Here is a 14,226-nt window from a genome sequence, read left to right on the forward strand (position 1 = left end):
CTGCCCCCCACGTTAACTCACAATTTTGACAACATTTCGCGCGTCACCAGCACGATGCCGCCTTCCGAGCGATAGAAACGCTTGCTGTCCTCATCGGCGTTTTCCCCGATCACCATGCCCTCCGGAATGTGGCAGGCGCGGTCGATGATGCAGCGCCGCAGGCGGCAGGAACGGCCGACGTTCACGTCCGGCAACAATACGGTAGAGTCGATGGTACAGAACGAGTTCACTCGCACGCGCGGGAACAGCACCGAATGCACCACCACCGATCCGGACACGATGCAACCGCCGGACACCAGCGAGTTCATGGTCATGCCGTGGCTGCCGGAGCGATCCTGCACGAACTTGGCCGGCGGCAGCGGTTCCATGTGGGTGCGGATCGGCCAGGCGCGGTCGTACATGTCCAGCTCCGGCGTCACCGACGCCAGATCGAGATTGGCGCGCCAGTAGGCGTCCAGCGTGCCCACGTCGCGCCAGTACGGCGGCAGATCGGGGTTGGACGTCACGCAGGACAAGGTAAACGGATGCGCCCACGCCGCCTGCTGCGCGGTGATTTTCGGGATCAGATCCTTGCCGAAATCGTGGCTGGAGCCGGGGGTCGACATATCCTCTTCCAGCAGCTGGAACAGGTAGGCGGCATTAAAAATATAGATGCCCATGCTGGCCAGCGACATATCCGGGTTGCCCGGCATCGCCGGCGGATCGGCGGGCTTTTCCAGAAACTCGATGATACGGTCGCTTTCATCCACCTTCATCACGCCGAATTCGCCGGCTTCGCTGCGCGGCACCGGCAGGCAGGCCACGGTGCACTGAGCGCCTTTCTCGACGTGATCGATCAGCATGCGCGAATAATCCATCTTGTAGATGTGATCGCCCGCCAGGATCACCACGTATTCGGCCTCGTAGCGGCGGATGATATCCAGGTTCTGGTACACCGCGTCGGCGGTGCCCTTGTACCAATGCTCGGTGCTGAGGCGCTGCTGGGCCGGCAGCAGATCGACGAACTCGTTCATCTCCTCGTTGAGGAACGACCAGCCGCGCTGAATGTGCTGCACCAGCGTGTGCGACTGGTATTGGGTGATCACGCCGATGCGGCGGATGCCGGAGTTCAGGCAGTTCGACAAGGCGAAATCGATGATGCGGAATTTGCCGCCAAAGTGGACGGCGGGCTTGGCGCGGGTGGAGGTCAAATCTTTCAAACGTGAGCCGCGGCCGCCGGCCAGGATCAGCGCTACGGATTTAATCGGCAACTGGCGCGCCAACATCAGGGGGTCTTTATTTTCAAACCTAACCATAGCGGACTCCTTTTATTATTTCCGTACCAGAACGCAAAGCGAGCGCGCGGCCTGGTGCCAGGCGGGCAATACCGCCCGTGAGTCTTCCTGAGTGAACGGGGCGACAACCTGCCAATCGCCTTCCGGCAACCTCATCTCCGTCGTTTGCGGCGTGGCGTTGACCAGCAACAGCCAGCGCTGCGACAGCAGGATCTGCATGAGCAGCTCGCCCCGCTCCCACTGCTGCGCGTCGAGCGGTTGGCCTTGCGCGTTCAGCCACTGCACGCTGCCGTCGTCCTGCTGCCACCAGCGGTCCTGCTGCAGCGCGGGGATCTGGCGGCGCAGCGCGATCAGCGCCGCGACGTAATCGGTCAGCGCGTCATCCGCCGTGGCCCAATCGAGCCAGGTGGTGGCGTTGTCCTGACAATAGGCATTGTTGTTCCCCTGCTGGCTGTGTCCCTGTTCATCGCCGGCCAGCAGCATCGGCGTGCCCTGGGACAGCAATAGCGTGGCGAGCATCGCCCGCTGGCTGGCCCTGCGGCGTTGCACAATGGCGTCGTCGGCGACCAGGCCTTCCACGCCGTGGTTGTTGCTGAAATTGCGATCGCTGCCGTCGCGGTTGCCCTCACCGTTCGGCTGATTGTGTTTCTCGTTGAAGCTGACCACGTCTTGCAGGGTAAAACCGTCATGCGCGGTCAGCATGTTGACGGTGGCGTAAGGCGCCCGCCCGCGCTGGTTGTACAGATCGCTGGAAGCGGCAAAACGCCGGGCGAACTGGCCAAGCGACACGCCGCTCTGCAGCCAAAAACGGCGCATGTCGTCGCGGTAATGATCGTTCCATTCGGCGAAGCGGCCGGGAAATGCCCCCACCTGATAGCCGCCGGGACCAATGTCCCAGGGTTCGGCGATCAGCTTGCAGCGCGACAGCAGATCGTCCGCCAGCATCGCCTGGAACAGCGGCGCATCGCGATCGAACCCCGGCGTGCGGCCCAGCACGCTGCCCAGATCGAAGCGGAAGCCGTCGACGTGGCACTCCCGCACCCAAAAATGCAGGCAATCCATCACCCAGGCAACACCCTGCGGCTGATCCAACCGCAGCGTGTTGCCGCAGCCGGTGTCGTTGACGTAGTCCCCTTCGGGCGTCAGCCAGTAGTAACTCAGATTATCGATGCCGCTCAGCGACAGCATCGGCCCATCCCTGTCCAGCTCGGCGCTGTGGTTGAACACCACGTCAAGGATCACCTCAATGCCGGCTTGGTGCAGCGCCTTGACCGCATCGCGAAATTCGTTCAGCGGCGTGGCATCGGTGCTCAGGCTGGCGTAGCGGTTGTCCGGCGCATAGGGCGCCAGCACGTTATAGCCCCAGTAGTTGATCAGCCCCAGCCGCTGCAGGCGCGGCTCGGAGGTATGCTGTTGCACCGGCAGCAATTCCAGCGCGGTGATGCCGAGGCGTTTGAAGTGGGCGATCATCGCCGGGTGCCCCAGCGCGGCGAAACTGCCGCGCAGCGCCGGCGGGATCTGCGGGTGCAACAGCGTCAGGCCGCGCACGTGCGCTTCGTAAATCACCGTCTGCCCCCAGGGCGTGGCGGGCGGGCGATCGTCCTGCCAGTCATACTGTTCGTCCACCACCACGCACTTCGGCATCAGCTCGGCGCTGTCGTGCGGGTCCGGCTGCTCGTAACCGCCGTGCAGGTGCGGGTGGTCCGCCACCGGCCCTTCCACCGCGCGCGCGGCCGGATCGAGCGCCAGCTTGTTGGGGTTGAAGCGCTGCCCGTTCGCCGGATCAAACGGGCCGTAGACCCGGTAGCCGTAACGTTGCCCCGGCCTGCCGCCCGGCAAATAGCCATGCCAGATATCGCCGCTGCGCGCCGGCAGCGGCAGGCGCACTTCGCGCTGCTGGCCGTCGAACAGGCACAGCTCCACCCGCTCGGCATGCGCCGAATACAGGGTAAAATTGATGCCTTCGCCGTCGTAATGCGCGCCCAGCGGCGCGGCGAGGCCAGCCGTCAGCTCGGTCATGGCGCCTCCCGCAGCAGATAAATGGTCGACAATGGCGGCAACGTCACGCTGATAGAGAAATCGCGGCCATGGCTGCCGACCATTTCGGAAGAGACCCGCCCCTGATTGCCGGCGTTGCTGCCGTGATAGTGGTGCGAATCGGTATTGAGGATCTCGCGATAGTCACCGGCGCGGGAAATGCCGATGCGGTAGCGATAGCGCGGCACCGGGGTAAAGTTGCTGATGGCGATCAATTCATTGCCCTGCGAGTCGTAGCGCGCAAAGGCGAACACCGAGTTGTCGTGATCGTCGACCACCAGCCACTCGAAGCCATCCGGGAAGTAGTCGCGCTCGTACAGCGGCGCCTGCTGCCGGTAGCAGTGGTTCAGATCGCGCACCAGCCGCTGCACGCCGTTATGCCAGTTATCCAGCCCTTCCAATAAATGCCAGTCGAGGCTGGTATCGAAATTCCACTCGCGCCCCTGCGCGAACTCGCAGCCCATAAACAGCAGCTTTTTGCCCGGATGCGCCCACATAAAACCGTAATAGGCGCGCAGGTTCGCGAACTTCTGCCAGGCGTCGCCCGGCATACGGTCGAGGATCGATTTTTTGCCGTGCACCACTTCATCGTGCGAGATAGGCAATACGAAGTTCTCGGTATAGGCGTACAGCATGCCGAAGGTCATCTGGTTGTGGTGATACTTGCGGTGCACCGGATCGCACTTCATATAATTGAGCGTATCGTGCATCCAGCCGAGGTTCCATTTGTAATGGAACCCAAGGCCGTTGGCGTCCGGCGGCAGGGTGACGCCGGGATAGTCGGTGGACTCCTCCGCCAGCGTCACCGCCCCCGGCTGCGCCTGGCCGATAGTCTGGTTGGTATAACGCAGGAAGGCGATGGCCTCCAGATTCTCGTTGCCGCCGTAGTAATTCGGCACCCACTCGCCGTCGGCGCGGCTGTAATCGCGATAGATCATCGACGCCACCGCATCGACCCGCAGCGCGTCGATGCCGAAACGCTCCAGCCAATACAGCGCGTTGCCCGCCAGGTAGTTGCGTACCTCGTGACGACCGTAGTTGTAGATCAGCGTATTCCAGTCCTGATGGTAGCCCTCGCGCGGATCGGCGTACTCGTACAGCGCAGTGCCGTCGAAATTCGCCAGGCCGTAGGCGTCGCTCGGGAAGTGCCCCGGCACCCAGTCGAGGATCACGTTGATGCCCGCCTCATGCGCCGCCGCCACAAACGCCCTGAAGTCAGCCGGCGTGCCGAAGCGCCGGGTCGGCGCATACAGCCCCAGCGGCTGATAGCCCCAACTGCCGTCGAACGGGTGCTCGTTGATCGGCAGCAGCTCGATATGGGTGAATCCCATGTCCTTCACATAATCGATCAGCTGCACCGCCAGCTCGCCGTAGCTGAGCCAGAAGTGGTTGTCAGTGTGGCGGCGCCATGAGCCGAGATGCACCTCGTAGATGGCGATCGGCTGGTCAAAATCGTTGGCGCGGCGGCGCGCCGGCGTCGACGGCACCACCTCCGGCAGCGGCGCCACCAGCGAGGCGGTATCCGGGCGCATCTGCGCCTCGAAGGCGTAAGGATCGGCTTTCAACTGAGTATTGCCGTAGCAATCGACGATTTCATATTTGTACAGCTGGCCGGCCTGCACGCCGGGCAAGAACAGCTCCCAGATGCCGTTTTCACGCCGCAGACGCATCGGGTGGCGGCGGCCGTCCCAGAAGTTGAATTCCCCCACCACCGAAACACGCTGGGCGTTGGGCGCCCAGACCGCAAAGCTGACGCCGTCGATGCCATCCAGCGTGACGAGGTGAGCGCCCAGCCGTTCATAGGGGCGCAGGTGCGTGCCTTCGGCCAATAACCAGCTGTCGATATCCTGCAGCAGCGGGCCGAATCGATAAGGATCGTCGACGATCTGTTGATGATCGCGCCAGCTGACCTGCAGCTGATAGCGGAAAGGATTTTTTCGCCGCGGCACCACCGCGCTGAAGAAACCGCGCGGATCGTCGCAGTTCAGCTGCACCAGCCGCCGGCCGGTTTGCTGTTCCACCAGCCAGACTGCGCCGGCGTCCGGCAGCAGCGCGCGCACCTGCAGACCGTTATCGGTCGCATGCATGCCAAGCAGAGCAAAGGGATCGGCGTAATGGCCGGCGATGATCTGATCAATCACGTCACGATCGGGAAGTACAGGCATAGTCTTCTTCCTTAGATTAACAGCATGATCTAAGCACGGCTTGTTGATTATTCCTTGGCCGTTTTGGTCATCATGCAATGCATTCGGACTCTAAAGCGTGATTGCGGTCGGTTATTGACCAATCTTTACTCTGCCGACCTGAATTTCGCTCTTTATGCTTATTTTTTGAAATATTTCAGTCATGGTGAAAAATTGTCCACCCATGCGTTAAGCATAGCCAATGTCTGTTAAAAACTGCTCAGCATTGCTCAGGAAAATTCTTCATTAAGAAAACTGCCAGCCTGGCGGCGTTTGCATGCGGCGGCTGACGAGGAGATAGGCGGGATCCCGCCCATTGAAACGAGGCTGGCGATGACGCTGCCCGACGCGATGCGCGGCGAACAAAAAAGCGGAAAATAAGGCATTAGGGGGCTGAAAGCAGCCAGCCCCCTGGAAGTGCGGGTTTACAGCAGGATGCGCAGCATGCGGCGCAGCGGCTCGGCCGCGCCCCACAGCAGTTGGTCGCCCACGGTGAACGCCGACAGGTACTCCGGCCCCATATTCAGCTTGCGCAGACGGCCGACCGGCGTATTCAGCGTACCGGTCACCGCCGCCGGCGTCAGTTCGCGCATGGTCAGTTCGCGGTCGTTCGGGATCACGCGCACCCAGTCGTTGTGCGTCGCCAGCATCTGCTCGATTTCCGGCAGCGACACGTCTTTTTTCAGCTTCAGCGTGAACGCCTGGCTGTGGCAGCGCAGCGCGCCGACGCGCACGCACAGACCGTCGACCGGGATCACGCTGGCGGTGTTCAGGATCTTGTTGGTTTCCGCCTGGCCTTTCCACTCTTCGCGGCTCTGGCCGTTGTCGAGCTGCTTGTCGATCCACGGGATCAGGCTGCCGGCCAGCGGCACGCCGAAGTTATCGGTCGGCAGTTTGCCGCTGCGGGTGGCTTCGGTCACCTTGCGTTCGATATCCAGAATCGCGGAGGCCGGGTTCTGCAGCTCTTTCGCCACGTCAGCATGCAGCATGCCCATTTGGGTCAGCAGTTCGCGCATGTGGCGCGCGCCGCCGCCGGAGGCCGCCTGGTAGGTGGCGACCGACGCCCACTCCACCAGATCGTTGGCGAACAGGCCGCCGAGCGACATCAGCATCAGGCTGACGGTGCAGTTGCCGCCGACGAAGGTTTTGATGCCTTTGTCCAGGCCCTGCTGGATCACCGCGTGGTTGACCGGATCCAGGATGATGATGGCATCGTCCTGCATGCGCAGCGACGAGGCCGCGTCGATCCAGTAACCCTGCCAACCGCTGGCGCGCAGCTTAGGATAAACTTCGTTGGTATAATCGCCGCCCTGACAGGTAATAATGATATCGAGCGCGCTCAGCGCGTCAATGTCATACGCATCCTGCAGCGTGCCCTGCTGGCCGCCAAAGGCCGGCGCGGCGGAACCGTGCTGCGAGGTGGAGAAAAAGACCGGGCGAATGGCGTCGAAATCGCGCTCTTCCGTCATGCGTTGCATGAGAACCGAGCCGACCATTCCGCGCCAACCGATGAAACCAACATTTTTCATAATATCTGTGTCCCGCCCGGATAAGGGCTTATTAGGTGATAACGAGTTGTGTGCAATATCTCCTCACCTTACAAAATGTCGGCGCGGGCGCAAAGTGAATTTATTCGATGGCTGGGGATTTCTCAGCAATCCTTCTTATAGGCAAGGACGCGGCCGTAAAGGCCGAGGCGTTTTCCCGATCACGAGGTCACCATGACAGAGATGATTTCCGCTACGGTATTGCTGTTTTTAATTATGGATCCGCTGGGCAACCTGCCGATTTTCATGTCGGTGCTCAAGCACCTGGAGCCGCGCCGCCGCCGCGTAGTGTTGATTCGCGAGCTGCTGATCGCCCTGCTGCTGATGCTGATCTTTCTGTTCGCCGGCGAGAAAATTCTGGCGTTCCTCAACCTGCGTACCGAAACCGTCTCCATTTCCGGCGGCATCATCCTGTTTCTGATCGCCATCAAGATGATTTTCCCCACGCAGGAGGGGAACAGCTCCGGGCTGTCCGCCGGCGAGGAACCGTTCCTGGTGCCGCTGGCGATCCCGCTGGTGGCCGGGCCATCGATTCTGGCGGCGCTGATGCTGCTGTCGCACCAGTATCCACATCAGCTGCCGCATTTGGTGGCGGCGCTGCTGATCGCCTGGGGCCTCTCTGCGGCCATTTTGCTGATGTCGAACCTGTTCCTGCGCCTGCTGGGCAGCAAAGGCGTCAGCGCGCTGGAGCGGTTGATGGGGCTGATTCTGGTGATGCTGTCGACCCAGATGTTCCTGGACGGCGTGCGGGCTTACATGAAGCTGTAGGCGCCTGGCGGCGCCGACAACGGTCCGCGTTTAGCGGGCGGTAACGCGGCGAATATAGGCGAGCGTATCGGCAACCACGCCGTCCAGCGGCTGGTTGATGTCGATCGCTTGCACATCCGGCTCCTGCTCGCCCGGCTCTTCCAGCGTGGCGAACTGGGAAATCAACATCTGCGGCTTGAAGAAATGGCCCTTGCGTTGCTTCAGACGCTCCTCGATCACTGACTGGTCGCCTTTCAGATACAGGAAATGCAGGTTGAGATTGCCGTCGCGCAGGCGATCGCGATAGCTTTTCTTCAGCGCCGAGCACACCAGCAGCGACACGTCGTTGGTGCGCTGCATGGCGAAGATGGCGTCGTTCAGGGCCGCCAGCCACGGCGCGCGATCGTTGTCGTCCAACGCATGCCCGGAGGACATTTTGATGATGTTGGCGCGCGGGTGCAGGTAATCGCCGTCCAGCATGGCGGCGTTGGCCTGGTGAGCGACAGCGCTGGCCACGGCGGATTTGCCGCTGCCGGAAACGCCCATCAAAACAAATACGTGATTCTGCGGATTGCTCATTGTGTCATGCCCTTATGGGAACTGGCGCGAGCGCGCCAAATGCGTCCCAACTGATAAAGATACTCTGGAACGCCGACGCCCCGCAGGGCGCCGGATAAAGATTATACGACCGTCGCCAGCAGCAGACAGCCCACCAGGCCGCACACCGAGATAATGGTTTCCAGCACCGACCAGGATTTGATGGTTTCCATGATGCTCAGGTTGAAGTACTCCTTGAACAGCCAGAAGCCCGGATCGTTGACGTGCGAGAAGATGACGCTGCCGGAACCGACCGCAATCACCATCAGCTCAGGGCTGACGCCGGTGGTGGCGATCAGCGGCGCCACGATGCCACCCGCGGTGATCGCCGCCACGGTGGCGGAACCCAGCGCCAGACGCAGCGCAGCGGCGATCGACCAGGCCATCAGGATCGGCGAAACGTTGCTGCCTTCCATCAGGCCGGCGATGTACTTCTCGACGCCGCTGTCCACCAGCACCTGCTTGAAGGCGCCGCCGCCGCCAATGATCAACAGCATCATGGCGATGATTTTAATCGAGTCGGTGATGGTGCCCATCACTTCATCCATGGTACGGCCACGGTTCAGGCCGAAGGTGAAGATGGCGATCAGCACGGCGATCAGGGTGGCCATCACCGGGTCGCCGAAGAACTCGGCGAAGCGCAGCAGGCTGTGGCCCTTCGGCAGCACCATTTCAGCGACCGCGCGCAGCGCCATCAGGATCACCGGCACCAGCGACGTGGCGACGCTGACGCCAAAGCTTGGCATCTCCGCGTCGGTAAAGGTTTTCGGGTTGTACAGGCCTTCCGGCACCGGCTTGTCGATGCCTTTCAGGAAGCGGGCATAGACCGGGCCGGCCAGGATCACCGTCGGGATCGCCAGCAGCGTGCCGTACAGCAGGGTTTTACCCATGTCGGCATGGAAGATGGTGGCGATGGCGGTCGGGCCTGGGTGCGGCGGCAGGAAGCCGTGGGTCACCGACAGCGCGGCGGCCATCGGCACGCCGACGTACAGCAGCGGGATACGCGCGGAGGCGGCGATGGTGAACACCAGCGGCAGCAACAGCACGAAGCCCACTTCGTAGAACAGCGCGAAGCCGACGGTGAAGCCGGTCAGCACCACCGCCCATTGAATGTGTTTTCTGCCGAACTTGTCGATCAGCGTGGTGGCGATGCGCTGTGCGCCGCCGCAGTCCGCCAGCAGTTTGCCGAGCATGGCGCCGAAGCCCATGATCAGCGCCAGGCTGCCCAACGTGCCGCCCACGCCGGCCTTGATGGAGCCGATGACCTTATCGACCGGCATACCCTGCGCGATCCCGACCGCCAAAGCAACCAGAACCAGAGAGATAAAGCCGTTCAGCTTGAAGCGGATCATCAGCAGCAGCAGCAGCGCTACGCCGCCTGCAACAATCACTAATGGCATAGTTTTTCTCCAACCTTTTATCGCGACTCTCTTTACAATAGGCGTAAAGCGTGCGGTTGTTTTATTTTTAGGCTCTTTCCCGGTGTTTAAGAAGAGCTGTAGGTGTTGTTGAGTCAGAGGTTCAGTCTTGCAGCAAGATGACCGCGCACTCGTTGTTACCGGTATCATGATACCGGTAACAACATAAGCGCCGGAACCGGGTAACCGGCTAAAATTCGCGTTCTGGGACAGAGATCAAACTTATGCCGGCAACGAGCGGCGGGCTTACAGGCGGGGTAACCAGCGCGCCTCAGGGCGCGCTGTAAAAAGAAAGAGTGTTAAAACAGAACGTTAAAATGGCTCAGATGCTGCCGCCGGGGATCACGGTGAAACCGACGTCCACCATGCGCGGGCACACCGTTTCGCCGCGCAGCCGGGCCAGCAAGCGCTCGGCGCCGATCTGGCCCATGCGTTCGCGCGGCGTCAGCACGCTGGCCAGCTTCGGCACCATCACCTGGCCGATGTCATGGCCGTGGAAGCCGGCGATCGCCATGTCCTGCGGGATCGACAGCCCTTGCCGCTGGCATTCGAAGGCCGCGCCGATCGCCAGGTCATCGTTGGTGCAGAAGATACTGTCGATCTGCGGGTAGTCACGCTGCGCCTGGCGCAACAGCTCGCCGCCGGCGGAATAAGAGGAAGAACGCGCGGTCATGATGCTGTACGGCTCCAGGCCGGATTCACGCATCGCCTGCTCATACCCCTGCTGCTTGATGATGGTACGCTCATCCTGACGAGCGCCGAAATAGACCACGTGACGGTGGCCGTGCGCGATGATCTGCTGGGTCATCTGGCGCGCCGCCTCGAAGTTGTTGAAGCCCACCGCCAGATCGATGCACGGCGAGACGCAGTCCATCAGCTCCACCACCGGAATGCCCGCCACCTCGATCATCTTCAGGGTACGCGGCGTATGGTGGCGCTCGGACAGGATCAGGCCGTCGATATTGTAAGACAGCAGCGAGGTCAGACGCTCTTCTTCACGTTCCGGCAGGTAGCCATAGTGCGCCAGCATGGTCTGGTAGTTGTGCGCGTCGGTCACGCTTTCAATGCCGCGCAGCACTTCGGCGAACACCTGGTTGGTCAGCGACGGCAACAGCACGCCAATCGCCCGGCTGGTGGCGTTGGAGAGGATATCCGGCGCGCGGTTGGGGATGTAGCCCAGCTCATCCAGCGCGACGGCGATTTTTTGCTGCAGGGCGGCGGAAACCTGGTCGGGATTGCGCAGATAACGGCTCACCGTCATCTTGGTCACGCCCACCTTGTCTGCCACATCCTGGAGTACCGGCCGTTTTTTCTTCATTATCAATGAACTGACTAACCGTGAATGGGCAGTCATTTTAGCAAAAAAAACGGCGGGCCGATATTGTCGGTTATGCGACGGCCAACGCAAAAAGGGCTCACACCGTGAGCCCTTCATACGCTGACAAAGGGGGAAAAAGCGTGGTTTTTCCCCCTTTGTGATGATTAGCCGAAAATCAATAAATTGATTTTCCTTGTTTTTATATGCTGGCGGCGTCAAGTCAGGCAACATCGTCAGACGTGTCATTAACCTCAAGGGCTCACATCGTGAGCCCTTGAAATTTACCGCTTAATCACACCGGCGGCAGATCGAACAGCAGGATTTCGCTCTCTTCGTCGGCCTGGATCGTCAGCGCCGATTCATCCCACACCGCGAACGCGTCGCTGATGCCGGCGGTCTGGCCGTTGACCGAGACCTTGCCGCGCACCACCTGGATCCAAACGCGACGGCCGGCGGCGATCGGGCATTCCCCCTGCTCGCCCTTATTCAGCGCCCAACGCGACAGCGTCATATCCTGGAACACCTTCAGCGAGCCGTCACGCGCATCCGGCGACAGCACCAGCTGACGGCCCTGCGGCGCGTCGAACATGCGCTGCTCGTAGCGCGGTTCCAGCCCGACCTGATCCGGGATGATCCAAATCTGGTACAGGTGCAACGGACGATCCTGATTAGCGTTGTACTCAGAGTGACGCACCCCGGTGCCCGCACTCATGATCTGGAATTCACCGGCCTGGATCTGCTCCTTATTGCCCATGCTGTCCTGATGTTCCACCGTGCCGCTCAGCACGTAGGTCAGGATTTCCATGTCTTTATGCGGGTGAGTACCGAAACCCTGCCCTGCGTCGATCACATCTTCGTTGATCACTCGCAGCGCCGAGAACCCCATAAAGTTCGGATCGTAGTAATCGGCAAATGAGAAGGTGTGCCAGCTATCCAGCCAGCCATGATTGGCGTGGCCGCGGTCTTCCGCTTTACGTACATAAATCATTTTCAACTCTCCTCAATGTTTTTTTACAGTCTAGTCCTGCCAGCAGAATAAGAAAGCGTAAAAAACTCATGCCTCTGTTCAAAAATTTCGATGGAATGAAACAGCGGATGGGCAGCGGATTTGTTGAAAGCGGAACCGGCTGAAAAAGGGCAAAAAAAAAGCCAGCACCCGAGCTGGCTAAGTAAACACTGGAAGCAATGTGAGCAATGTCGTGCCTTCGCAGCGAGAGTATCAAGGGTTGATGCCCTCCCCGGAACGCATCGCAATAATAATCATTATCATTCGCACCTGTAAAGCGTTTTTTTTGACCCGTTGAAATAATATTGACTCAAGGCAGTAAACGGATAAATTCAGAGGTTATTCAACCGGTAAGCAAAAGGAGCAGCGAGATGAGCGAGATCGTGATACGCCACGTGGAAACATCGGATGCGCAGGCTCTGCATCATCTTTATTCTCAGACGCCCGTCTACCGCGATACGCTGCAGCTCCCGCTACCGTCCGTCGAGTCCTGGCAGAAACGCCTCGCCAACCCCGAACCGGGCACGCATAACCTGGCGGCCTTCGTTGACGGGCAGCTTGTCGGTCAGTTAGCCGTGATGCTGAATCAGCGCGTTCGCCGCCGCCACGTGGCCACCTTCGGCGTCGGCGTCGATCCGCGCTACCACGGTAAAGGCGTCGGCAGCCGCCTGATGCAGGCGATGATCGACCTGTGCGACAACTGGGCGGCCATCGAGCGCATCGAACTGACGGTGTTTACCGACAACCCGGCGGCCATCGCGCTGTATCGAAAGTTCGGTTTTGAGATTGAAGGCACCAGCCGCGCTTTCGCCATTCGCGACGGCGTGCTGGTCGATGCCTACCATATGGCGCGTTTTCGCTCCGGGCAGCCGCGCGGCGATGCGTGATCTCATCCCCCCGCAGGGGCCGCTGCGCCGGCCCCTGAATATCAACCGCCGAACCTTTTTACACGCGCTGGCCGGCCTGACCGCCGCCGGCATGTTCTCCCCCTTCACCCCATTAGGTGCCGCTATGCCAACTTCCGCCGCCGGGCGCCCTGGCGCCCGCAACCTGATTACCGATGTGCCCGGCCTGAAGGTCGGCGTGGCGCAGGACAGCCGGGTGCGCACCGGCGCGACGGTGATCCTGCCGGACAGCCCGGCGATTGCCGCCGTGGACGTGCGCGGCGGCGGCCCCGCCACCCGGGAAACCGACGCGCTGGGTGAAGACAATTTGGTACAGACCGTCGATGCGTTGACGTTCAGCGGCGGTTCGGTATACGGCCTGGCGGCGGCGGACGGCGTCGCGGCCTGGCTCGGGCTACAAGGCAGAGGCTATGCGCTGCGGCCGGCTCCCGGCGTGCCGGTCTCACCTATCGTGCCCACCGCCTGCCTGTACGATCTGGCCAACGGCGGTGACAAAAACTGGCAGCTCACGCCGCCGTATCGCCAGCTGGGCATCGACGCGGTCGGCAAGGCTGGATTGGACTTTCCACTGGGCACCGTCGGCGCCGGCTACGGCGCCATGACCGGTATGGGCAAGCTGAAAGGCGGGCTCGGTTCGGCATCGATCGTTGCCGCCAGCGGCGCTACCGTCGGTGCACTGGTGGCGGTGAACAGCCTGGGAGCGGTGGTAGCGCCCGGCACCCGCGCCTTCTGGGCGACGCCCTATGAAATTGACGGTGAATTCGGCAACGGCGGCGCGACGGCGCTGGCGCAACTGCGCGCGCAGGGCGAAGACTGGATGGTGCAAGAGCCGCAGGGCGGCAGAAAGAACACCACCCTGGCCTGCATCGCCACCGATCTGGCGCTGACGCGGGTGGAGTTGAAACGGGTGGCCATCATGGCGCAAGACGGCATGGCGCGCGCTATTCGCCCGCTGCACAGCCCGTTTGACGGCGACGTGGTGTTCGCCCTGTCCACCGGGCAGCGCGAGGTACAGGGCAGCCGCGAACTGGCGGTGCTGCAGATCGGCGCGCTGGCGGCGGACACCCTCGCTCGGGCGATCGCCCGGGGCGTATACGCCGCCACGCCGTGGCCGGGCAGCCAGGTCACAACCTGGCAAACGCTCGGCGGCTAACGCGCCGCCATCAAAAAAGGGGCGCCGGCGGCGCCCCTCGA

At 61.5% G+C, this 14,226-nt stretch carries 11 protein-coding genes; 3 read left to right on the forward strand and 8 right to left on the reverse strand.

Annotated elements, in window-relative coordinates:
• Positions 1-17: 17 nt before the first annotated feature.
• The 4 genes from glgC to asd all read right to left on the reverse strand — a co-directional run bounded on the left by glgC (position 18) and on the right by asd (position 7,023).
• Positions 18-1,295 carry a glucose-1-phosphate adenylyltransferase gene (glgC, locus tag ACJ8QF_RS22140; RefSeq protein ID WP_004930810.1) on the reverse strand — a complete coding sequence of 426 codons (1,278 nt, stop codon included), beginning with the start codon at positions 1,293-1,295 and terminating at the stop codon, positions 18-20.
• Between the two features lie 15 nt (positions 1,296-1,310).
• Positions 1,311-3,293, reverse strand: a complete 1,983-nt coding sequence (gene glgX / locus ACJ8QF_RS22145; RefSeq protein WP_103086220.1) for a glycogen debranching protein GlgX — start codon at positions 3,291-3,293, stop codon at positions 1,311-1,313.
• Positions 3,290-5,476, reverse strand: a complete 2,187-nt coding sequence (glgB, locus tag ACJ8QF_RS22150) for a 1,4-alpha-glucan branching enzyme (protein WP_075684686.1) — start codon at positions 5,474-5,476, stop codon at positions 3,290-3,292. The genes glgX and glgB overlap by 4 nt, the downstream gene beginning before the upstream one ends.
• Positions 5,477-5,919: 443 nt before the next feature.
• Positions 5,920-7,023 carry an aspartate-semialdehyde dehydrogenase gene (gene asd, locus ACJ8QF_RS22155; RefSeq protein ID WP_004930820.1) on the reverse strand — a complete coding sequence of 368 codons (1,104 nt, stop codon included), beginning with the start codon at positions 7,021-7,023 and terminating at the stop codon, positions 5,920-5,922.
• Between the two features lie 192 nt (positions 7,024-7,215).
• On the opposite strand from asd, the gene ACJ8QF_RS22160 reads away from it, so the two are divergent.
• Positions 7,216-7,809, forward strand: a complete 594-nt coding sequence (locus tag ACJ8QF_RS22160; RefSeq protein WP_004930825.1) for a YhgN family NAAT transporter — start codon at positions 7,216-7,218, stop codon at positions 7,807-7,809.
• Positions 7,810-7,839: 30 nt separating this feature from the next.
• Here ACJ8QF_RS22160 and gntK read toward each other — a convergent pair whose 3' ends face one another.
• The 4 genes from gntK to ACJ8QF_RS22180 all read right to left on the reverse strand — a co-directional run bounded on the left by gntK (position 7,840) and on the right by ACJ8QF_RS22180 (position 12,109).
• On the reverse strand, positions 7,840-8,367 hold the full coding sequence (gntK, locus tag ACJ8QF_RS22165) for a gluconokinase (RefSeq protein WP_015379326.1): 528 nt from the start codon (positions 8,365-8,367) through the stop codon (positions 7,840-7,842).
• A 101-nt stretch (positions 8,368-8,468) separates the two neighbouring features.
• Positions 8,469-9,785 (reverse strand): gluconate transporter, encoded by a 1,317-nt coding sequence (gene gntT / locus ACJ8QF_RS22170; protein WP_004930830.1) that lies wholly within the window; start codon positions 9,783-9,785, stop codon positions 8,469-8,471.
• 340 nt (positions 9,786-10,125) lie between these two features.
• A complete protein-coding gene (gene gntR / locus ACJ8QF_RS22175; RefSeq protein ID WP_004930833.1) occupies positions 10,126-11,121 on the reverse strand; it encodes a gluconate operon transcriptional repressor GntR in 996 nt (331 codons plus the stop codon).
• 292 nt (positions 11,122-11,413) lie between these two features.
• Positions 11,414-12,109 (reverse strand): pirin family protein, encoded by a 696-nt coding sequence (locus ACJ8QF_RS22180; protein WP_004930835.1) that lies wholly within the window; start codon positions 12,107-12,109, stop codon positions 11,414-11,416.
• Between the two features lie 389 nt (positions 12,110-12,498).
• On the opposite strand from ACJ8QF_RS22180, the gene ACJ8QF_RS22185 reads away from it, so the two are divergent.
• Positions 12,499-13,014, forward strand: a complete 516-nt coding sequence (locus ACJ8QF_RS22185; RefSeq protein ID WP_197753900.1) for a GNAT family N-acetyltransferase — start codon at positions 12,499-12,501, stop codon at positions 13,012-13,014.
• A complete protein-coding gene (locus ACJ8QF_RS22190; protein ID WP_049186509.1) occupies positions 13,007-14,185 on the forward strand; it encodes a P1 family peptidase in 1,179 nt (392 codons plus the stop codon). Before ACJ8QF_RS22185 ends, ACJ8QF_RS22190 begins: the two co-directional genes overlap by 8 nt.
• Positions 14,186-14,226: the final 41 nt, after the last annotated feature.

This window comes from Serratia sp. CY81684, from assembly GCF_052166595.1.
GTDB lineage: Bacteria > Pseudomonadota > Gammaproteobacteria > Enterobacterales > Enterobacteriaceae > Serratia > Serratia nematodiphila.

Bases quoted from the DNA above. Each gene is read 5' to 3' on its own strand.
- glgC (WP_004930810.1), bottom strand. From the start codon at position 1,295: ATGGTTAGGTTTGAAAATAAAGACCCCCTGATGTTGGCGCGCCAGTTG.
- glgX (WP_103086220.1), bottom strand. From the start codon at position 3,293: ATGACCGAGCTGACGGCTGGCCTCGCCGCGCCGCTGGGCGCGCATTAC.
- glgB (WP_075684686.1), bottom strand. From the start codon at position 5,476: ATGCCTGTACTTCCCGATCGTGACGTGATTGATCAGATCATCGCCGGC.
- asd (WP_004930820.1), bottom strand. From the start codon at position 7,023: ATGAAAAATGTTGGTTTCATCGGTTGGCGCGGAATGGTCGGCTCGGTT.
- ACJ8QF_RS22160 (WP_004930825.1), top strand. From the start codon at position 7,216: ATGACAGAGATGATTTCCGCTACGGTATTGCTGTTTTTAATTATGGAT.
- gntK (WP_015379326.1), bottom strand. From the start codon at position 8,367: ATGAGCAATCCGCAGAATCACGTATTTGTTTTGATGGGCGTTTCCGGC.
- gntT (WP_004930830.1), bottom strand. From the start codon at position 9,785: ATGCCATTAGTGATTGTTGCAGGCGGCGTAGCGCTGCTGCTGCTGCTG.
- gntR (WP_004930833.1), bottom strand. From the start codon at position 11,121: ATGAAGAAAAAACGGCCGGTACTCCAGGATGTGGCAGACAAGGTGGGC.
- ACJ8QF_RS22180 (WP_004930835.1), bottom strand. From the start codon at position 12,109: ATGATTTATGTACGTAAAGCGGAAGACCGCGGCCACGCCAATCATGGC.
- ACJ8QF_RS22185 (WP_197753900.1), top strand. From the start codon at position 12,499: ATGAGCGAGATCGTGATACGCCACGTGGAAACATCGGATGCGCAGGCT.
- ACJ8QF_RS22190 (WP_049186509.1), top strand. From the start codon at position 13,007: ATGCGTGATCTCATCCCCCCGCAGGGGCCGCTGCGCCGGCCCCTGAAT.